Raw genomic sequence first — 19,447 nt, 5'->3', positions numbered from 1 at the left:
CGCCATACCCTGCATCGGCGAGTTAGTCAGCGTATCCGGGGTTGCGACGGTCGAGCCGGCGTAGCAATCCGGGCCACACCAGCGCCCCAGGCGAGACACCCCGCGTTACCAGTCCGATTTGCTGCTTGATACCGTCGAGGATCGGCTGCCCGATAGGCGTCAGCTTTCCGCCGCCTGCCTGGGCGCGCACCTGAATCATGCAGGCCACCTCGAAGAAGTACATTGCGACGAACGCGTCCGCCGGCGTGGCGCCGACCGTCAGCAAGCCGTGGTTGCGCAGCATCAGGTTGGTGTTGTTGCCGAGGTCGCGAACGAGCCGGGGCTTTTCGGCCTCATTGAGTGCGATGCCCTCGTAGTCGTGATAGCCGAGCGACGCCAGCACGCCAAGCGACTGCTGCGAAAGCGGCAACAGTCCCGCTTCCTGCGCCGACACCGCCACGCCATTGACCGAATGCGTGTGCATCACGCAATGCGCGTCTTCGCGCGCCGCGTGCACGGCGCTGTGAATCGTGAATCCGGCTGGATTGATGTCATACGGCGATTCGGTCACCTTACGGCCGTCGAGGTCGATCTTGACCAATGACGACGCGGTGATCTCGTCGAACATCATGCCGTACGGATTGATCAGGAAGTGATGCTCCGGGCCTGGCACGCGCGCCGAGATATGGGTAAATACCAGGTCGTCCCACCCGAACAGCGCGGTGAGCCTGTATGCCGCGGCCAGATTGACGCGCGCGTCCCATTCGGCAGGTGATACGCCGTTCTTCGGGCTGATACTGGATGAAGCCACGTCGACACTCCTTGTTCGAGGGTTCCGGCGCTGGAATTACCCGATGCGATGCAACGCAGCATGACGGGCGGCCAATGGTTACTGTGAACCCGGCCGCGGCGCGGGAAACACCGTTTTCCAGTCGTCTTTCATGCTGACCACGACCCACCCGCGCGCCGGCGCATCGTCCCATGCCTTGTCGAGGCGTACCGAGCCTGCGTTGCGATCGTAGGCAAACTCGCGCGCGCCATTGTCGTGATGCAGCAGCAGTCCGAGCGAGGGGCCCGGGCCGCTCGTCGCGTACTCGAGCATCTCGCGGTCGCCATCGGAGTTGCCAAACGCAAGAATCGGGCGACGGCCGATCGCACGGTAAATCCCGACCGGCTTGCCGGCGCCGTCGTCGACAAAGTCGAGTCCGGGTTTGCGGATCAACACCTGCTTGCCGCCGCGCGTGTCGTACGCCAGTTTCTCTTCGGTGCCGATAATGTGGTCCGGGGCAATGCCGTAGGCCTTGCTTGCCCAGACGCGCATGAATTGTGCCGTCCCGCCAGACACGATCCAGATCGCGAAGCCGTTTGCCCGCAGCAGACTGAGCAGTTCCAACTGCGGTTGATAGACGAGATCGGTATAAGGACGGTTCAGCGTGGGATGCTTCGCGTTCGCCAGCCAGTCCCGGATAGATTGATCGTATTGGTCGGTGGTCATGCCGCTGTTCGCTGCCTCGAGCAGTTGCACCAGTTCTTTGCTGTGCCTGGCGAGCGCCGCGTTGTCTTGCGCCATCAGCGCCTTGAAGGCCGGGTTGCGCCGCCATTCGGGATGATGAGGCGCCGCATTCTTGACCTGATCGATCATGAAGAGCACCTGGAACGGCATGGGCTGCTCGCTCCAGAGCGTGCCGTCGTTGTCGAACACGGCGATGCGTGCCTCGGGCGGAACATAGGTGGACGTGCCTGGCCGCGTCACGCTGGCCACGAACTTGAGGATGGCGGCGCGGGCGGCCCCGTCCTGCCATGAAGGCAACGCCGCCGCGTCCGGCACGGCGGCCGGCGCCGCACTGACGGCGGGTGGCGGCGGTTCCTGTCCGGCGCAGCCGGCAAGCGCAACACATGCAAACGCCGCAAGTCCCGCGAGGCGGCGCACTGTAGCGAGCGACCGCCCGCGGTGCAGGATCGAACTCATCGTCTGTCAGTCTCCTCTCGAATCGTGCGAGGAATTGTACGGGCGACGAGTGCGAGCCGTGCTTCTAATCGCCTCCCGGCCGGGCCGGAGTCATGCCGGGAGGCTCGCCGACGTGTCCCGCGCTTACCAGGGCAGCGAGTAGGTCTTCGTATTGGTAAAGCTCTTCATGGCCTCCTGCACGCCTTCCTTGTAGCCGAGCCCCGAATCTTTCACGCCGCCGAACGGCGTGAGTTCGAGCCGGTAACCCGGCACTTCGCGCACGTTCACGCTGCCCACCTCCAACTCGGTGATGAAGCGCGTGATGTAGTCGAGCCGGTTTGTGCAGACCGACGACGACAACGCGTAGTCCGTACCGTTCGACATGCGAATCGCTTCGTCGATGTTGGCAAAGCGCAGGATCGGCGACACCGGGCCAAAGGTTTCGTACCTGACGAGCGGCATGTCGGGCGTGACACGATCCACCACGGTCGGCGAATACAGCGCGCCATCGCGGCGGTTGCCGGCAAGCAGGCGCGCGCCGCGCGACAACGCGTCATTGACCTGGCGTTCGCAGAACTGCGCGGCCGCCTCGTCGATCACGGTTCCCATGTCGACCGAACTATCCGCCGGGTTGCCATAGGTCCACGCGCGGGTCTTTTCCACCACGAGATCCGTGAAGCGATCGGCCACCGCCTCGTGCACCAGCATGCGTTTGATGGCGGTGCATCGCTGCCCCGAGTTCTTGTACGAGCCCGACACGGCGAGCGAACTGGCCTCGTCGAGATCGGCATCTTCCATCACGATGATCGGGTCGTTGCCGCCCAGTTCGAGCACCGCGCGCCGGTAGCCCATGCGCGAGGCGATCGATTTGCCGATTGAAACGCCACCGGTGAACGTGATGAGATCGACAGCCGGATTCGTGATCAACTCATCGGCAATCACGCTCGGGTCGCCGGTCAACACCTGCAGCATCTGCACCGGCAAACCTGCCTCGTGCAGAATGTCCGCCAGCAGATAGCATGACAGCGGCACTTTTTCCGACGGTTTCACGACGATGCGATTGTTCGTGGCAATCGACGGGACGATCTTGTGCGCGACCTGGTTCATCGGGTGGTTGAACGGCGTGATTGCGGAAATCACGCCGAGCAGCGGATCCCGCTGCGTGTAGACGCGCCGCTTCTTGCCGTGCGGCGTGAGATCGCACGAAAAGATCTGGCCGTCGTCCTTCAGCACCTCGCCGGCGCCGAACACCAGCACATCGGCGACGCGTCCCGCTTCGTAGACCGAATCTTTTTTGCACAATCCCGCCTCAGCGGTGATGAGGGCGGCGATTTCCTCCGTGCGCGCCCGCACCGCTTCGGCGGCGCGTCGCAGTATCGCCGCGCGCTCGAACCGGGTGAGGGAGGGGCGATAGGCGCGCGCGAATTCGAACGCGCGGCGCACGTCCGCGAGTGTCGCTTTCGGCACGGTGCCGACGAGCGTGCCGTCGTACGGGTTGAGCACTTCGATCACTTCGTCGCGAAAGATTTTTTCGCCACCGATGCGCAGCGCTTCATGACGCACCTGCCATTGAGTATTCGTTTCCGCAACAGCGTTCATGTCTGATCCCCGGTCATTGAAGGTGGTTGAGAGCGATGTCGATGATGTCGAAATTGCGCAGCCGTGCCCGTTGTGCGACCGATGGGGCGACCGGCTGATTGAACACGAGCGGCACGATCTGTTCGGCCAGGCCGCCATGCGAGCGCAGCGGCACGTCGAGACCGGACAGGTCGTGTTTGATGCGCCGCGTGCCGAGCACGACGTCGCGCTTCGAGATCACGATGAGGTCGCCCATGCGCGCGGGCGGCAGTTCGAAGCGCGCGCAGCCTTCCGCGCCGCTCAGCACCAGTTCGATGCCGGGGTCCGCGGCAAGCCGCTGGCGCATCTCGTCGACGTCGGCGGAGGCGGGCAGGTAGACGGTTGCGAACGACCCGAGCGCGCCGTGATGCACGACGTAGGGGTCGGTGATCGGCAGGATCACGCGGGCGGCACTCTCGCCGAGCCACTCGTCGAAACGCTCCTGCAAATAGATGACGTTGGGCTCGCCGTCCTCGTTGTGCTTCGCATTCATGCCGTGATCCGCGGTGATCGCGACGATCGCGCCCAGTTCGTCGAGCCGCTGCAGATAGCCGTCCATCATCTGGTAGAACGCGTTCGCGCCCGGCGTGCCCGGCGCGCACTTGTGCTGGACGTAGTCGGTGGTCGACAGATACATCAGGTCGATGTCGCGGGTTTCGAGCAGGCGCACGCCGGCCGCGAATACGAATTCCGACAGGTCGGCGCTGTACACGCTCGGCACCGGCTTGCCGACCAGCTCGAGCAGGTTGTCGATGCCGTTTTCCTCGAGCGTCGCTTCGTCCGCTTTCTCCGCCGAGAAGCACACCCCCGCGAGGTCTTTGCCGAGCAGGCGGCGCAGCTTGTCTTTGGCGGTCACCACCGCGACCTTCGCCCCCTGTTTCGCAAAACCGGCCAGTACGGTCGGGGCGACCAGGTACTTCGGATCGTTCATCAGCACCTCGGTGCCGCTGTCGCGATCGAAAAAGTAGTTGCCGCTGATGCCATGCACGGCGGGCGGTACGCCGGTCACGATCGACAGGTTGTTCGGGTTCGTGAAGCTGGGCACGACGCATTCGCCCTTGAGCGCGGTGCGGGGATGCAACAGCTTGCCGATAAATGGCGCGACCCCCGCGGCCGCCGCCATCTCCAGATATTCGTACGCGCAGCCGTCCACGCAAACCACGACAACGGGTCGATGCATCCAGTTGTAGCTGCGGCCGTTCACTTCAATGGAAACCGGTGTTTCGCTCATGACATGTCCTCTCGGCTAGGGTAAGTCGGGTATTGGTGGTGAGGCGTTGTGTGGCAAAATGTGGCAATACTTGACATTAAAATTGATGCTTTGTAGATTGTCAACAACAGACAACAATCACGATTGAGTAAAAACAAGGGTCGGAATGGTTGCAGTAAGCAGTGGTCCCGTAGCACCGGTCGTTTTCGTCGCTGGCAGCGACGCCACTTTCTCAAGGGGTCTGAAAATGAAGGAAAAGCAGGGGTTGAACGGTTACCGAGGTGGTCTGGGTATGGCGTTGCGTTGCCTCGTGGCGGCGGCTGTCACGCTTGGCGCGGTCCACACCGCGCAGGCGAAAACGCAGTTGCTGGTTTATACGGCGCTGGAAGACGAAGCGATGAAGCCGTACAAGGACGCGTTCGAAAAAGCCAATCCGGATATCGAAATCCGCTGGGTGCGCGATTCGACGGGGGCGGTCACCGCCAAACTGCTGGCCGAGAAAAACAATCCGCGTGCCGACGTGGTGCTCGGGCTCGCCGCATCCAGCCTGACACTGCTCGACCTGCAGGGCATGCTGATGCCGTATGCGCCGAAGGGCTTCGACAGCCTGACGCGCAAATACAGCGACGCCAACACGCCGCCGCACTGGGTCGGTATGGACGTGTGGGGCGCGACGGTTTGCTACAACCGCATCGAGGCGGAGAAGCGCCACCTGCCCAAGCCGACTTCGTGGGAAGACCTGACCAAGCCGGTCTACAAGGGCATGGTGGTGATGCCGAGTCCGGTGTCCTCAGGCACGGGCTATCTGGACGTGACGTCATGGCTGCAAACGTTCGGCACGGACAAGGGCTGGAAGTACATGGACGCGCTGGACAAGAACGTCGCGCAATACGTGCACTCAGGGTCGAAGCCCTGCACGCTGGCCGGCACCGGCGAATTCCCGATCGGCATCTCCTTCGAATTCCGCGGACATGAGTTGCAGGCGCAAGGCGCTCCTATCGACCTGATCTTCCCGAAAGAAGGGCTGGGCTGGGATATGGAAGCGACCGGAATCATGAAAACCACCAAACAGCCGGAAGCGGCCAGGAAGCTGGCGGACTTCATGGCCAGTAAAGAGGCCAACGAAATCACCGCGCAGTGGTGGGCGATCGTGGCCTACCCCGGTGTCGCGAAGAAGCTCTCGGGCATCCCGGATAACTATTCGGAACTGCTCGTGAAGAACGACTTCACCTGGTCCGCGAAGAACCGCGACGCCATTCTCGACGACTGGCAAAAGCGTTACGGCAGCAAGGAGCAGAAATAAGGCCGGCTATCAGGCATCAGGCCGATTCCTGACGAAGACCGAGGCGCGCGACACGTGCGGTATGAGCGATACGTGCGGTACGTGCGCCCCCAACACGACGCGATGAGGCAACGCGCGACGGCGCGTTGCCTCCATGCAGGCAGGCAAGCGTAATTGGAGGAGCAGATGACAGCGTATTTGAGCGTGCAGCGGGTCTATAAGCGGTTCAACGACACGCCGGTTCTGGAGGACATCAATCTCGGCGTGAAGAAGGGGGAGATGTTGTGCTTCCTCGGACCGTCGGGATGCGGCAAGACCACCTTGCTGCGCATTATTGCCGGTCTGGAAACGCAGAGCGCCGGCCAGATCATGCAGGACGGCCGCGATATTTCGCGCTTGCCGCCGCAGCTTCGCGATTACGGCATCGTTTTTCAGTCGTACGCGCTGTTTCCGAATCTGACCATCTTCGACAATGTGGCCTATGGTCTGGTGAACCGCAGAATGAAACGCGCGGCGATTGCCGAGCGGGTGAACGAACTGCTTGCACTGGTCGGCTTGCCGGATGCGCAGCGCAAGCATCCCAACCAGCTGTCCGGCGGGCAGCAGCAACGCATCGCCCTGGCGCGCGCGTTGGCGACTTCGCCGGGACTGTTGCTGCTCGACGAGCCGCTCTCGGCGCTCGATGCCCGCGTGCGCGTGCGGCTGCGCCAGGAAATCCGCCAGCTGCAGCAGCGCCTCGGCGTGACCACCATCATGGTCACGCACGACCAGGAAGAAGCGCTTTCAATGGCCGACCGGATCGTGGTGATGAATCATGGCGTGATCGAGCAGATCGGCACGCCGCTCGAAATCTACCGTGAGCCGGCATCGCCGTTCGTTGCCGACTTCATTGGCAAAGTCAATCTGATCCCCGCCGAAGTGGCACGCGACGGCAGTCTCAAAGCAGGCTCCGTCGCGCTGCGCTATGGCTGCGGAACGCAACAGGCGATGCCGGGTTCGAAGGTGTCCGCCTTCGTGCGTCCGGAAGACATTCACCTCAGCGCGCCGGGTAGCGAGGCGGACAATCTGCTGCCGGCCTCCGTCGAGAAGCTCGAATTTCTCGGTGCGTTCTGCCGGGTGAGTTTCAAGGTGGACGGGCTGGGCGAGCAGGAGATCGTCGCCGATCTGTCGTTTCACGAAATGCATCGCACCCGCCTGCAAACGGGGGCGCGGTTCAATCTCGCCATCAATCGCGAACACGTGTGCGTCTTCTCCGCCGCGAAGGAGCGACTCCAATGAGCGCCGTTCTGACAGAGCGCCGCGGTGCCGACGAAAGTCACACCGAGGTGCGCCAGATAAGTCATTGGCACGACCGGGTCGCGCAACTGGCGCTCCTGCTGATGTCCGCGTTTCTCGGCGTGTTTCTGCTGCTGCCGCTGGCGATGGTGATCGGCAAATGTTTTGTCGACGCGGATGGCCACTTTGTCGGCTTGGCCAATTTCACCGGCTATCTGGCGGACTCGGGCGTGTTGCGGTCCACGCTGCATTCGGTCACGGTCGCCAGCCTCGTGACGGCGATCGTGATTCCGATGGCCTTTACGTTTGCGTACGCATTGACCCGTTCCTGCATGCCGATGAAGAACGCCGTGCGCACGGTGGCGCTGCTGCCGCTGCTCGCGCCGACGTTGTTGTCCGCCGTGTCGTTCATCTACTGGTTCGGCAACTCGGGAATTCTGAAGCCGCTGCTTCACGGCCATTCGATCTATGGACTGCCAGGCATCGTCTGCAGTCTGGTCTACGCTTCGTTTCCGCATGTGCTGATGATTCTGGTGACCGCGCTATCGCTCTCCGACGGACGCTTATACGAAGCGGCCGACGCGATGGGCACGCGCCGCGTGCGCAAGTTCTTCACGATCACGTTGCCGGGCGCGAAGTATGGTCTGATCAGCGCGACCATGGTGTCGTTCACGATCTGCATCAACGACTTCGGCGTGCCCGTGGTGATCGGCGGCCCGTATTCGGTGCTCTCCACCGATATCTACAAGCTCATCATCGGCTTGCAGGACTTCAACCGGAGTGCGGTGGTCAGCCTGCTGCTGCTGTGTCCGGCATTGGTGGCATTCGCCGTCGACTTCTTCATTCGCCGCAAGCAGCAGTCGCAACTCGGCGCGCGCTCGACGCCGTACCAGCCCAAACCGTCACGTGGTTTCGACATGACGATGCTCGGGTATTGTGCAATCGTCTGTGCGCTGCTGCTGGCGGTGGTCGGCATTTCCGTCTTCGCGTCGTTCGTGAAGTTCTGGCCGTATCAGATGAGTCTCGGTCTGCAGCACTACAAGATGGGGCTGATCGGCGCCGGGATTTTCGATGCGTACAAAAACAGCCTGAAAATGGCCTCGTGCGTGGCGCTAGGCGGTACCGTCGTTGTGTTCGGCGGCGCGTATCTCGTCGAGAAGACGCGTGGGCCACGCTGGCTGCGCGGCTTTATCAACCTGTGCGCGATCCTGCCGATGGGCGTGCCGGGTCTCGTGCTCGGCATCAGCTACATCTTTCTGTTCAACTCGCCCGTCAACCCTTTGAACGGCCTGTACGGCACGCTGGCGCTACTCGCCGTTGTCACAGTCGTGCACTACTACTCATCTAGCCACCTGACCGCGGTCACCGCGCTGCGTCAGATCGACAACGAGTTCGAAGCGGTCTCGGCCTCGCTGAAAGTGCCGTTCTACAAAACGTTCTGGCGCGTCACCGTGCCGGTGTGCCTGCCGTCGATCCTGCAGATTGCGCGCTATCTGTTTGTCAACGGCATGACTACGGTATCGGCTGTGGCGTTTCTCTATTCCCCCGATACCCAGCCGGCCTCCGTCGCGATTCTCAATCTTGACGACGCCGGACAGATTGGGCCGGCTGCGGCCATGGCCACACTGGTCCTCGTGACCGCGGCATTCGCCTGTGTGCTGTTTGCCTGCGTGTCGCATGGCGTGTTGCGTAGAACCCAGGCATGGCGAACCTCGCGCCGTGGGTGAAACGCTGTAGTTGAACCGCTGTGGTTGAACCGCTGAAGTTGAACCATACAATCATCCAGATCGATAAGGAGCTGTTGTGAACCTGTCCTCCGCACCTGTTTTGCTCACACCCGGTCCGCTCACGACCTCCGATCGCACGCGTCAGGCCATGCTGCGCGATTGGGGATCGTGGGACGGCGACTTCAACCAGATCACCGCCCGCGTGCGCCAGCAGACGCTGCGCATCGTGCATGGCGAAGACACGCATGAATGCGTGCCGTTGCAAGGCAGCGGCACGTTCTCCGTGGAAGCCGCGATCGGCACGCTGGTGCCACGCGACGGACATGTGCTGGTGCCGAACAACGGCGCCTATTGCCAGCGTATTGCGAAGATTTGCCGCGCGCTTGGGCGCCGTCATCAGACCATCGACTATCCCGAGGATACCCAGGTCAAGGCGGCGGATGTCGATCGCGCACTCGCAGCCGATCCCGGCATTACGCACGTCGCGCTCGTGCATTGTGAAACCGGCGCGGGCGTGCTCAATCCGCTGCACGAGATTGCCGAGGTGGTCGCGAAGCACGGCCGCCGTCTGATCGTCGACGCGATGAGTTCGTTCGGCGCCATCGACATCGACGCGCGGCGTACGCCATTCGACGCCGTCGTCGCCGCCTCCGGGAAATGTCTGGAAGGCGTCCCCGGCATGGGCTTTGTGATCATTCGCCGCAGCACGCTCGAACAATGCGAAGGCAATAGCCCTTCGCTCGCGATGGATCTGTACGATCAGTGGGTCTATATGAACCGCACGACACAGTGGCGCTTCACGCCGCCCACGCATGTGGTAGCGGCCCTCGATCAGGCGATCGTGCAATACGTGGAAGAGGGCGGTCTCGAAGCGCGCGGTGCGCGCTATGCGAGCAATTGCCGGGCGTTGATCGAAGGCATGGCCGCGCTCGGTTTCCGGACCTTCCTCGATCCGTCGATTCAGGCGCCGATCATCGTCACGTTCCATGCGCCGGACGATCCCAACTACGACTTCAAGACGTTCTATGCGGAAGTGAAAAAGCGCGGCTACATCCTGTATCCGGGCAAGCTGACCCAGCTGGAAACGTTTCGCGTCGGCTGTATCGGCCACTTCGGCGAATCCGGCATTCCCGGCGCCGTCGCGGCGATCGCCGATACGCTGAAAGCGATGGGGATCAATCAGGTATCGGCGCAGGCGCCGGCCTGAGCGCGGGTTACACCGCGAGTTATAGCGTGAGTCACAACGAGAATCACACAGTCACATCAATGCGAGTTATCTATGCGTCCGTTCTGGATTGAACAAGCCCTCTTTGCCGATGGTTCATTGGCGCCCGCCCTGCAAGGGTCGACCACCGCCGATGTCTGCATTGTCGGCGGCGGTTTCACCGGTTTGTGGACGGCCATCCAGACCAAACAGAAAAACCCCGCTCTCGATATCGCGATCATCGAGAGCGATCTGTGCGGGGCGGGTGCCAGCGGCCGCAACGGTGGCTGCCTGCTGACGTGGTCGACGAAGTTCTTCACGCTGCGGCGTCTGTTCGGCGAGGCCGAGGCGATCCGCCTGGTGAAGGCGTCCGAGGCCGCGGTGGGACGGATTCGCGACTTCTGTGCCGAGCACGCTGTCGACGCCGAACTCCGGCTCGACGGCACGCTCTACACGGCGACCTCACGCGCGCAAATCGGCCTGCTCGATCCGGTGATTGCCGCGCTTGGCGAGCATGGCATCAACTCCTACCAGCATCTCCCACCGGAGGAAGTGGCGAGCCGTTCCGGCTCGGCACGCAATCTCGGCGGCGTGTATTCGCCGGTCGCGGCAACGGTTCATCCCGGCAAGCTCGTGCGCGGATTGCGGCGCGTTGCGATCGAAATGGGCATTCGCATTTACGAACGCACGCCGATGCTCGACTTCACGGGCGGCGAACGTGTGACCGTCAACACGCCGGCTGGCAGCGTGACGGCACGCAAGCTGGTGCTCGCGATCAATGCGTGGATGGCGAGCCGCTTCAAGCAGTTCGAAAGAACGTTGGCGGTTGTCTCCAGCGACATGATCGTCACCGAGAAGTGCCCGGATTTGCTGCACCAGATGGGCCTGAAAGATGGTGTGTCGGTGCTCGATTCACGCATCTTCGTCTACTACTATCGCAGCACGCCGGACGGCCGGCTGATGCTCGGCAAGGGCGGCAATACCTTCGCATGGCGTGGCCGGATCGCGCCGGTGTTCGATCAGCGCTCGCCTTATGAAGCCGATCTGACGCGCAGTCTGCACGATTTCTTCCCGGCGTTGCGCGAGGTGCCGGTGACGGCGAGCTGGAACGGTCCATCGGACCGGTCGGTTACGGGTTTCCCATTTTTCGGCCGGCTCGACGGCGCACCGAACGTGCTCTATGGATTCGGCTATTCCGGCAACGGCGTGGGGCCGACCTATATGGGCGGGCAGATCCTGTCGTCATTATTGCTCGATCTGGACAACGAATGGACGCGCAGTCCTTTGACGAATGGACCGTTGGGCTATTTCCCGCCTGAACCGATCCGTTACGTGGGCTCGATTACCGTGCGCGACGCAATCCGGCGCAAGGAGCGCGCGGAAGACGAAGACCGGCAGCCCTGGCTGGTCGATCGCTTGCTGAGCAAGCTCGCCAACGCCGCCGGCAAGTCGGATAAGGCGTAGTGCGAGTAAGGACGCGCGGCGCGCCGCGCGTCCGTCCCGCTGTTAACTCTTGCCGGTATTGCTCGCGGATGCGGCCCAGTGCTCGTGGGCACGCCGCATGCGGGCGAGGCCATGAGCGACGTGTTCGCGCACGAGCGTGACCGCGCTCTCCGCATCGCCTTTAGCGAGCGCGCTGACGATTTTTTCGTGTTCCGTGACCGACGTCGCCAGCGCGCTTTGCTCCGATTCGATGGCCGCCTGACGGAGCAGGCCGAGCTGGCGCACGAGATGCCGATAGGTGTCGATCAAATGCTGGTTGCCGACGCCCGTGACCATTGCATCGTGCAACTGAACGTTCAATGCCGTGTAGCGGGTCAGGTCGTGATCCTTCTTCGCGGCTTTCATCGAAGCGATAATGCCTTTTAACGTGGCGAGCGTGTCGGGCGTCATCCGCTTGGCTAGCGCGCGGGCAACCGATTCGTCGAGCATCGCGCGGACTTCGTAGATCTCTTCGGCCTCGCGCAGCGACAGAGCGCGCACCGTGACACCGCGGTTTTTTTCCGTCTTCAGTAAACCCGCTTGTTCCAATGCGCGAAACGCTTCTCGCAATGGTCCGCGCGACACATTCAGCCGTGCCGAGACTTCGACTTCGTTCAACTTTTCTCCCGGGGCGAATTCCCCGGACACGATGCTGCGTTCGAGCGTTTCCTGGACCAGCGTGGCAAGGGAATGCCGCTGCAGCAATTCAATAGCGCTAGACGTGGTTGGCGTGTTCATGATCAGTGATGCAGAACGAAAGGTAGGGAGTGGAAAGCCAGCTTCCTGACCATAACGTGACACCTTGTTTATTGTCAACAATCATCAACCGGTCCCGGGGCATATGCGCTGAGCGCGCCAGTTGGCGCCGTACGAAAACTCGTTCCTTGACATGTATATACCCCGTCAAGTATATAAGAGGTATGGAATCGACATTTGCCATCATCGCCGAGCCGAGCCGTCGCGCCATTTTGAGTCTGCTCGCCTCCTCCGAACTCTCGGTGGGGGATATCGAGGAGAAGCTGAACCTGTCGCAGCCCTCGGTTTCAAAGCACCTGCGGGTGCTTCGAGACGCCGGCTTCGTGCAGTCGCGCGTTGACGCACAGCGGCGCCTGTACCGGATCAAGCCGGAACCGCTGATGGAAATCGACGCGTGGCTTGCACAGTTCCGTCAGTTCTGGTCGGTCCATGTCGATGCTCTCGAACGCCATCTCGATCAGATGGATCCCGCACCGCAACGCAAAAGGAAGAACCCATGAGCAACCGCGACACCTATATGCCGGGCTCCGCCGCCGGCGCCGAAGTCCGCAAGGACGGAGATAAATGGACGCTCGTTCTGGTCCGCGAATTGGGCCATTCGCCGGAGAAAGTCTGGACGGCGTTGACCGATCCGGCCAGCCTGCGCGAATGGGCGCCGTTCGACGCCGACCGGAGCCTTGGCACTGTCGGTCCCGTCACGCTTTCCACGGTCGGCGCGCCGACACCGCAAGTCTCGGAGACGCGCGTGACGCGTGCCGATGCGCCGAGTCTGCTCGAGTACCGCTGGGGCGACAATGATATGCGTTGGCAACTCGAGCCGGTTGGCGGCGGCACGCGTCTTACGCTGTGGCATAACATCGATCGCGGTTTCATCGCGATGGGTGCGGCCGGCTGGCATATCTGCCTGGATGTGCTCGATCGTTTGGTGGGCGGTGACCCCATTGGGCGTATCGTCGGCGGCGAAGCAATGAAATTCGGTTGGCCTCGCCTGAACACCGAATACACGAAGCAGTTTGGACTTTGAGCGTGGGGAACGATGTCCCCTGAAATCTGGAAGCGTCTGGACGTTTAGGAGAAGAACATGAAAAAAGCGGTTTCGACCGAAACCCAGCCGGCATCTGAACTGATCGACAATCGAATCGCCGAACTCGGAGACTGGCGCGGTGAGACCTTGAGCCGGATGCGCCAACTCATCAAGGAAGCGATTCCGGACGCTGTGGAAGAGTGGAAATGGATGGGCACACCCGTCTGGTCACATGACGGGATAATCTGCACCGGCGAGTCCTACAAGGCGATTGTGAAGCTGACTTTCATGAAGGGGGCATCGCTGGCGGATCCGGCCAGGCTCTTCAACTCGAGTCTCGACGGCAATGCCCGGCGCGCAATCGACATTCATGAAGGCGAGGAGATCGACGCGGACGCGTTCAAGGCACTCATTCATGCCGCGGTCGCGCTCAATGCGTCCGGCAGCAAGGCGAAGACGAAGCGAGCGAAGTAGGCGCGTTTCACTTGCCCGCGCCTGTCGACTCGATACAGGTCAGAACTAGCGTGCTGTCGTGTCCCGCCTCCGGGCTAAGTGCTGCGATGTGGGACTCCTGACTATCGCATTGCCACTCAGCAACAAAGTTCTTCGGGCAAAGATTACCGGCGCTTTCTGACAGGCTGGGAGCGACGCTCGACTTGCGTGCCGCAAATCAGCGCGATACCCGCCTTGGCCGTCGCGCGCAACGACTCGCGCGAGTCGCCGGCACGCGAGCGCAGCGCAAGGCTATGAAGGATCGCGGAGGCGACCTTCGCGAGCAGGGCGGGATTTGCCGTCTCGTCGAGTTCGCCTTCGGCTCTTGCGCGTTCGAGCCGCCGCTCAAACGCGGCATCAAAGGTATTCAAGCCTGCCGCGAGCCTGTCGCGAACCTCGGCATCCTCTCTTGATTCCACCAGCGCCGTACCGATCAGGAAACACCCGCGCGGCGTTTCGCTGGCCGGGAAGTAGATGGCCAACGCGCCGTCGTAGACGCGCAGCAATGCGTCGGCTAACGGACGGTCACCCTCGAGCGCGGCTTCCATCTCCTGACGCCCCAGTTCGATATATCGGTCCAGTGTGTAGAGATAGAGCGCATGTTTATCGCCGAATGCGCCATACAGGCTCGGCCGGTTCATGCCAGTGGCGTCGCTCAGTGCGTCGAGCGACGTGCCGGAATAGCCTCCGTCCCAGAACGCGTCTCGCGCATCGCGCAGCGCCTGCTCGGGATCGTAGGCGCGAGGCCGTCCGCGAGATCGTTTCTCAGTTTTTGTACTGGTGCGCATGAAAATAATTTGGCAGGATGATTTTTGTTCACTATAGTACAAAAACAATCCCAACGACCGGAGACTTCAGCATGGAGCTTTATTTTTCACCGCTCGCCTGTTCCCTCGCGACACGCATCGCGCTGTATGAAGCCAATGCTGACGCGCGATTCATCGAAGTCGATACGAAGTCGAAGCAGTTGCGTGACGGTTCGGATTTCTATCCGATCAACCCGCTGGGGCAGGTGCCGGTACTCCGCACCAACGAGGGCTGGCTATTGAGGGAAAACACCGCGATCCTGCCGTACGTGGCCGATGCATTTCCCGCGGCCCGGCTTGCCCCGGCAGCGGGCACCGCGGAACGCGCGAAGTTGCAGGAGTGGCTGGGTTTTATCGGCACCGAACTGCACAAGGGCGTATTCGTGCCGCTGCTTGACCCTCTCGCGCCGGCGGACGTTCGGGCCTACACGCAAAAGAAAATCGCCTTGCGCCTCGACATGCTCGAACGCCATCTAGGCGAGCGGGAGTTCTTGCTGGATCACTTCACCGTCGCGGACGCTTATCTCGTCACCGTGTTGAACTGGGCGCAGTACAGCGGTGTTGACCTCGCCGGGTGGCCTTCTGTCGAGGCGTACTACCGGCGAACGGTGCATCGGCCGCCTGTCGCGAGAGCGTTGGCGGAGGAGCAGGCGCTGTATCGCGAGGAGCAGGCAAGGCGGCATGCGCAGGTTGCGTGAATGATTTTCCGCCCAACCCCGCCCGAAGGTGATCAATCGCTCATCGCGTCCCGATGATCGCTACGCGCTTTGGCCGTAGCGAAATAGGTTCGCAGCGCGGGGGCCGAACGGTCGCTCAACAGGCGGATGCGCGCCAGCCATTCCGCCTCCGCGGGCCATTCACCTTCCACGAGTCGCGGGTAGATCTGCCGCACGAACTGATGCAGCGCCTTTGCGCCGATATTGCCGCTGATGCCGAGAAGGACGTGCAAGGTGCCTTGTGTCGAAACGAGGTCGCGGGCCGTGACGCTGGTGCCGAGTCGCGTCACGGTTGACCGAAGCTGCTCGATGCCGTTGAGGAACGTTTGGTCCAGCAGATCGAGCGCCACCAGTTCCTGAAGGTGCTTCTCATCGAGCAGCGGTTCTTCCTTGAAGGGCGTGGGCCTGCCGGCGGCCGCCGCGGGCGTGGGCGGCACCGCTGCGCCGCCCGGCGCGTGGACGGTTCGGTGCTGCGCGAACTGTCTCGTGAGGCAGGCGTAAAGGGAGACCAGCTGCACGGGTTTGATCATGACCTCGTTCATGCCCGCCGCGAGACACGACTGCACAGCGTCCATATCGGATTGACTGGTCAACGCAATGATCGGCACCTTGCCATAGGCGTCGGTGCGAACGCGAATCAGCGCGGTCGTTTCCACGCCGCCCATGCCCGGCATGTTCAAATCCATCACAATGGCGTCGACAGCCGCGTTCTCATGCAGGCGCGCCAGCACCGCCCGCCCGTGTTCGGCCTCGATAACCCTGGCACCGCAGCGCTCCAGATAGCCCTTGGTCACCAGCCTGCTGAAGGTGTCGTCGTCCGCGACCAGAATTGTCTTGCCGGCGAAGCCGTCGAATCGCTGGCCCAGAAGATGCCGGGCGCCGTTTTCAAAGAGCGTCTGAAGCGCGCTGACCAATTCAACGATGCTGCTGGATTTGCTGACCAGCTCATCCATGCCGGCTCGCCGCGCGAGAACCCGCGCCACATTGCCGGGCTCCGCCGTGTAGGCGGCGATCAGCACGTTCCAGTTCGGATTCTGACGGTCGGCGCGGATGGTTTCGGCGGTCGTATAGCCGTCCAGCACCGGCAGGTTGAGGTCCATCAGCACGAGATCCCACGGCGCGGGCTGGCGCAGCAGCGTGAGCACCGCCGCGCCGTCGGCTGCCTCGCTCACGTCCGCGCCCACCTTCGCCAGCGTGCGGCGGGCGCGTGCCCGCTGGCCGGCATCGCCGTCAACGACAAGAATGCGCTTCCCGCTGAAAAACGGCGCGGCGCGCTCAAGCGTCTTCTTCTCGTAGTCCGCTACCTCGCTTTCGGCAACGGCCGGGAACTGCAACGTGAACTGCGTAAATTTGCCCACCTCCGAACGGCAGGCAATGGTGCCGCCGAAAGCGCGCATGGCACGCTGGCAGTAGGCCAGCCCGAGTCCCGTACCCGCCGAATTGCCCGCGGTACGAAAGGGCTCGAAAAGATGCGGCAGAATCTCGGGCGCGATGCCGGGTCCTGTGTCATGAACCAGCACGGTTTGCCGGTCAACCGTGAGCGTGAGCGTCGCGGCGGGATGCGCCGCAATGTGATGCAGTGCGTTCTTGATCAGATTGAACAGGGTGAACAGATAAACGGTTTCGTCGACCTTGAAGGTGAAGTCTTCCAGCACCACGAGTCTGACCTTGCCGCGCTCCTTCTGATCGCCGAAACCGTATTCGTCCAGTGCTTGGCGCGTGGCGGCCGCCGCGCTCAGATAGGTGAGGTGATCGGAGCGGATCGGCTTCGCGCTGACTTCGTCGAGCGTCATGGCGATGACGCGCAAACCGCGCTCGATCGACAATTGCCCGTGGGCCAGGTGCCGGTAGAGCAACGCCGCCCGTTCGCGCGACAGGACCGGCGACGGGTTGGCGTCCGTCGCCGCCGGCAGGGTTTCTTCGACGCGGTCCAGCACGTGCCGCAGCTGGCTGAGGGGATTGCGTATTTCATGCGCGATCGTGCCGGCGAGCGCTCGAAGGGCGCCGTTTTTCGCCTGGGCGACGATGCCCTTCCGGTTGCTGTAGCTGAACGTGAGGCCGGCGGTAATGCCGAAAGTGAAAACCGGCAAATACGTGTAGAGAAACAGGTGTCCATTCACATGGACCGATTGCGGGATGAAGATTCTGGCGCACAGGACGGCAACGCCGATTCCCACAACCAGATTGAGTGCCAACGCAACGAATGATGGAAAAATGGCGATCAGGAAAAATATCATCCCGAGCTCGGCCATGGACCAGAGCGTCGAATAGTGACCGGCAATCAGGTAATAGGTAAAAAAGAACGGTAGCGAATAGGCTACCGTTACGAAGTAATACCACGGCAGGAAGCGCGCCATCGAAGCGGGCCAGAAGCGGCGCAGGAGCAGCAGCGCGCAGGCAATGGTGCCGAAAACCCGCATCAGCAGACTTTCGTTGGGTTGCGGATCGACGAACGTCCACCAGAACCAGTACACCGGATGCCCGATCGTGCCGATCACGCCAACAGCCAATATGCTGTAATCCGACACCTTGGCGGAGTCGGAAATCACCCGGTTGAGATAGCTGATGCTCCCCGTTATGGCTCTCATGTCATTAATTATCTTTGTCTTTATTGGCCCGGCCTCAGAACTTGAAGCTGCTGGCGTTGAATGACATGCCGGCGCTGCCTACCCAGCACATCACCCTGTCTCCTCGCTTGAGCGATCCACTGTCCTTTGCCAGTGAAATGGCAGCCGGGATCGAAGCCGACACGAGATTGCCGGTCTCAGGATAGATGTGGAACATCTTGTCCTCGATCCCTGCTTTTTCCCCATAGCCGTGCCATGCCGCTTTGGATGACGCGTGGGTGAAGACAATGTCGATATCTTTCTTGGGAACCGGGAGTTTGGTCAGCACCGCGGACAGTTCGTCCGAATTCTTGTGAAGGTCATGGCCAAACGATGTAAAACGCATGTCGCCATTTTTTCCGATCCGCTCGGATGGGTGGCAGAACCCTTCGTAACCCGGGATCGGAATGGTGCACAGATCCGATACGACCGGCTTCGCCCGGAAAGCGAAGCTGAAATTATCCGGCTCTTTTGCAACGAGCAGGGTCGCGGTCGCCGCTTCACCGATCGTAAACGAGGGCAAGGTATATTCGATCTGAGCCTGGTTCTTCAACGCAAAGTTCCCGGGGTAGAGTGGACCGCCTGCAAGCATATTGAACTCGGCATTTACTATCATAGCGTTTCTGTACTGACCGGACTTGAAAAGGCTGTCGATAATCGACATGGCGCGAGTCCAGCTCATGCAGGCATCAACCACATCGAAGCATTCGGCATTAACGAACCCAAGTGTGCCGGCCATCATGTGGCTGTTGCCCGGCTCGAGGAATCCTCTGCCGATGCCGACATAAATGAACAGCTCGATATGTTCCGGCCGCAGATACGTTTCCGAAAGCACGGTGCGCGTCGCCATCGCAACGTGATCGAGTGGCGACTCGTGGCTTTCGCACCAGCGCCGGTTGACCAGCCCGCTCCTGTCGAGCAAGGTCTTGATGGTGCGCATTCCCCGGTCGATGTCGCCCTCGTACTCCGTGGAGTGAAAGCGGATCATGTCGACCACTTCCTCGTTCGTCACGACCCTGGAGGGCAGGCTGGCTGCTACATTCTTAATGAGCATAAACAATCCATGAAAAGATAAATGCGGTGGTTGGAAGCCGGTTTCGCGCGTCGGGCATGCAGGCACCCGGAGCTCAGGTACCCCGCCTTTGCGGCGCTCGTACATTAACGCGTCCACCGCCAGTCAGAAATACTGGCCCCCTGGGTTATGTGGGCAATCTATCTTTGACGCGCGTGCGGACGGGGGCGGCGCGGATGCTCGTGCTTGCGTGGGAGGTGTGCGCGGCAGGGGCGTGAGCGTGACGACCCGGTGGGGGAGTGGGTGTGGGG

17 protein-coding genes are annotated in these 19,447 nt (G+C 61.8%); 9 read left to right on the top strand and 8 right to left on the bottom strand.

The features are described 5' to 3' along the window. Window positions 1–22: 22 nt before the first annotated feature. From A6V37_RS25155 to phnA, 4 genes are all read right to left on the bottom strand, one after another. Complete coding sequence (locus tag A6V37_RS25155; protein ID WP_064269405.1) at window positions 23–790, bottom strand: class II aldolase/adducin family protein; 768 nt, start codon at window positions 788–790, stop codon at window positions 23–25. A gap of 78 nt (window positions 791–868) precedes the next feature. Continuing rightward, window positions 869–1,948, bottom strand: coding sequence for an HAD family hydrolase (locus A6V37_RS25150; protein WP_064269404.1), 1,080 nt, complete (start codon window positions 1,946–1,948; stop codon window positions 869–871). A 123-nt stretch (window positions 1,949–2,071) separates the two neighbouring features. After that, window positions 2,072–3,526, bottom strand: a complete 1,455-nt coding sequence (phnY, locus tag A6V37_RS25145; RefSeq protein ID WP_064269403.1) for a phosphonoacetaldehyde dehydrogenase — start codon at window positions 3,524–3,526, stop codon at window positions 2,072–2,074. A 13-nt stretch (window positions 3,527–3,539) separates the two neighbouring features. Beyond that, complete coding sequence (gene phnA, locus A6V37_RS25140) at window positions 3,540–4,775, bottom strand: phosphonoacetate hydrolase (protein ID WP_064269402.1); 1,236 nt, start codon at window positions 4,773–4,775, stop codon at window positions 3,540–3,542. 271 nt (window positions 4,776–5,046) lie between these two features. Here phnA and A6V37_RS25135 point away from each other — a divergent pair, with 271 nt between their 5' ends. From A6V37_RS25135 to A6V37_RS25115, 5 genes are all read left to right on the top strand, one after another. Continuing rightward, a complete protein-coding gene (locus A6V37_RS25135) occupies window positions 5,047–6,057 on the top strand; it encodes a putative 2-aminoethylphosphonate ABC transporter substrate-binding protein (protein WP_242665840.1) in 1,011 nt (336 codons plus the stop codon). A gap of 165 nt (window positions 6,058–6,222) precedes the next feature. Beyond that, a complete protein-coding gene (locus tag A6V37_RS25130; protein ID WP_064269400.1) occupies window positions 6,223–7,314 on the top strand; it encodes a putative 2-aminoethylphosphonate ABC transporter ATP-binding protein in 1,092 nt (363 codons plus the stop codon). Further along, window positions 7,311–9,038 (top strand): putative 2-aminoethylphosphonate ABC transporter permease subunit, encoded by a 1,728-nt coding sequence (locus A6V37_RS25125; RefSeq protein ID WP_064269399.1) that lies wholly within the window; start codon window positions 7,311–7,313, stop codon window positions 9,036–9,038. The genes A6V37_RS25130 and A6V37_RS25125 overlap by 4 nt, the downstream gene beginning before the upstream one ends. 76 nt (window positions 9,039–9,114) lie before the next feature. Then, window positions 9,115–10,245 (top strand): 2-aminoethylphosphonate--pyruvate transaminase, encoded by a 1,131-nt coding sequence (locus A6V37_RS25120; RefSeq protein ID WP_064269398.1) that lies wholly within the window; start codon window positions 9,115–9,117, stop codon window positions 10,243–10,245. Window positions 10,246–10,317: 72 nt separating this feature from the next. Next, window positions 10,318–11,706 carry an FAD-dependent oxidoreductase gene (locus A6V37_RS25115; RefSeq protein ID WP_064269397.1) on the top strand — a complete coding sequence of 463 codons (1,389 nt, stop codon included), beginning with the start codon at window positions 10,318–10,320 and terminating at the stop codon, window positions 11,704–11,706. 42 nt (window positions 11,707–11,748) lie between these two features. Here A6V37_RS25115 and A6V37_RS25110 read toward each other — a convergent pair whose 3' ends face one another. Further along, window positions 11,749–12,462 carry a phosphonate utilization associated transcriptional regulator gene (locus A6V37_RS25110; protein WP_064269396.1) on the bottom strand — a complete coding sequence of 238 codons (714 nt, stop codon included), beginning with the start codon at window positions 12,460–12,462 and terminating at the stop codon, window positions 11,749–11,751. A 182-nt stretch (window positions 12,463–12,644) separates the two neighbouring features. On the opposite strand from A6V37_RS25110, the gene A6V37_RS25105 reads away from it, so the two are divergent. From A6V37_RS25105 to A6V37_RS25095, 3 genes are read left to right on the top strand one after another with little or no spacing between them, the layout of a single operon-like run. Next, window positions 12,645–12,980, top strand: a complete 336-nt coding sequence (locus tag A6V37_RS25105) for an ArsR/SmtB family transcription factor (RefSeq protein WP_064269395.1) — start codon at window positions 12,645–12,647, stop codon at window positions 12,978–12,980. Next, window positions 12,977–13,504 carry an SRPBCC family protein gene (locus A6V37_RS25100; protein ID WP_064269394.1) on the top strand — a complete coding sequence of 176 codons (528 nt, stop codon included), beginning with the start codon at window positions 12,977–12,979 and terminating at the stop codon, window positions 13,502–13,504. The genes A6V37_RS25105 and A6V37_RS25100 overlap by 4 nt, the downstream gene beginning before the upstream one ends. A 57-nt stretch (window positions 13,505–13,561) precedes the next feature. After that, window positions 13,562–13,978: a DUF1801 domain-containing protein gene (locus A6V37_RS25095; protein ID WP_064269393.1), complete on the top strand. Its 417-nt coding sequence runs from the start codon at window positions 13,562–13,564 to the stop codon at window positions 13,976–13,978. Window positions 13,979–14,121: 143 nt separating this feature from the next. Here A6V37_RS25095 and A6V37_RS25090 read toward each other — a convergent pair whose 3' ends face one another. Beyond that, window positions 14,122–14,784: a TetR/AcrR family transcriptional regulator gene (locus A6V37_RS25090; RefSeq protein ID WP_064269392.1), complete on the bottom strand. Its 663-nt coding sequence runs from the start codon at window positions 14,782–14,784 to the stop codon at window positions 14,122–14,124. Between the two features lie 71 nt (window positions 14,785–14,855). Here A6V37_RS25090 and A6V37_RS25085 point away from each other — a divergent pair, with 71 nt between their 5' ends. After that, entirely contained in the window at window positions 14,856–15,500 is a 645-nt protein-coding gene (locus A6V37_RS25085; protein ID WP_064269391.1) for a glutathione S-transferase C-terminal domain-containing protein, read from the top strand. A gap of 32 nt (window positions 15,501–15,532) precedes the next feature. On the opposite strand, the gene A6V37_RS25080 is transcribed toward A6V37_RS25085, so the two are convergent. Together A6V37_RS25080 and A6V37_RS25075 are read right to left on the bottom strand one after the other, a co-directional pair. Beyond that, complete coding sequence (locus A6V37_RS25080; protein WP_064269390.1) at window positions 15,533–18,106, bottom strand: ATP-binding response regulator; 2,574 nt, start codon at window positions 18,104–18,106, stop codon at window positions 15,533–15,535. 34 nt (window positions 18,107–18,140) lie between these two features. Then, window positions 18,141–19,283, bottom strand: a complete 1,143-nt coding sequence (locus A6V37_RS25075; protein ID WP_242665839.1) for a 3-oxoacyl-[acyl-carrier-protein] synthase III C-terminal domain-containing protein — start codon at window positions 19,281–19,283, stop codon at window positions 18,141–18,143. Between the last annotated feature and the right edge of the window lie 164 nt (window positions 19,284–19,447).

The organism is Paraburkholderia ginsengiterrae, assembly GCF_001645125.1.
GTDB lineage: Bacteria > Pseudomonadota > Gammaproteobacteria > Burkholderiales > Burkholderiaceae > Paraburkholderia > Paraburkholderia ginsengiterrae.
Note: the sequence above shows the minus strand (reverse complement) of the source record. Positions and strands in the feature narration are given on the sequence as shown.

What these genes read in the sequence shown, in the direction of transcription:
- A6V37_RS25110 (WP_064269396.1), bottom strand. Translation starts at nt 12,462, where the DNA reads ATGAACACGCCAACCACGTCTAGCGCTATTGAATTGCTGCAGCGGCAT.
- A6V37_RS25080 (WP_064269390.1), bottom strand. Translation starts at nt 18,106, where the DNA reads ATGAGAGCCATAACGGGGAGCATCAGCTATCTCAACCGGGTGATTTCC.
- A6V37_RS25115 (WP_064269397.1), top strand. Translation starts at nt 10,318, where the DNA reads ATGCGTCCGTTCTGGATTGAACAAGCCCTCTTTGCCGATGGTTCATTG.
- A6V37_RS25085 (WP_064269391.1), top strand. Translation starts at nt 14,856, where the DNA reads ATGGAGCTTTATTTTTCACCGCTCGCCTGTTCCCTCGCGACACGCATC.
- A6V37_RS25100 (WP_064269394.1), top strand. Translation starts at nt 12,977, where the DNA reads ATGAGCAACCGCGACACCTATATGCCGGGCTCCGCCGCCGGCGCCGAA.
- A6V37_RS25095 (WP_064269393.1), top strand. Translation starts at nt 13,562, where the DNA reads ATGAAAAAAGCGGTTTCGACCGAAACCCAGCCGGCATCTGAACTGATC.
- A6V37_RS25090 (WP_064269392.1), bottom strand. Translation starts at nt 14,784, where the DNA reads ATGCGCACCAGTACAAAAACTGAGAAACGATCTCGCGGACGGCCTCGC.
- A6V37_RS25125 (WP_064269399.1), top strand. Translation starts at nt 7,311, where the DNA reads ATGAGCGCCGTTCTGACAGAGCGCCGCGGTGCCGACGAAAGTCACACC.
- A6V37_RS25105 (WP_064269395.1), top strand. Translation starts at nt 12,645, where the DNA reads ATGGAATCGACATTTGCCATCATCGCCGAGCCGAGCCGTCGCGCCATT.
- A6V37_RS25130 (WP_064269400.1), top strand. Translation starts at nt 6,223, where the DNA reads ATGACAGCGTATTTGAGCGTGCAGCGGGTCTATAAGCGGTTCAACGAC.
- phnY (WP_064269403.1), bottom strand. Translation starts at nt 3,526, where the DNA reads ATGAACGCTGTTGCGGAAACGAATACTCAATGGCAGGTGCGTCATGAA.
- A6V37_RS25075 (WP_242665839.1), bottom strand. Translation starts at nt 19,283, where the DNA reads ATGTACGAGCGCCGCAAAGGCGGGGTACCTGAGCTCCGGGTGCCTGCA.
- phnA (WP_064269402.1), bottom strand. Translation starts at nt 4,775, where the DNA reads ATGAGCGAAACACCGGTTTCCATTGAAGTGAACGGCCGCAGCTACAAC.
- A6V37_RS25135 (WP_242665840.1), top strand. Translation starts at nt 5,047, where the DNA reads ATGGCGTTGCGTTGCCTCGTGGCGGCGGCTGTCACGCTTGGCGCGGTC.
- A6V37_RS25150 (WP_064269404.1), bottom strand. Translation starts at nt 1,948, where the DNA reads ATGAGTTCGATCCTGCACCGCGGGCGGTCGCTCGCTACAGTGCGCCGC.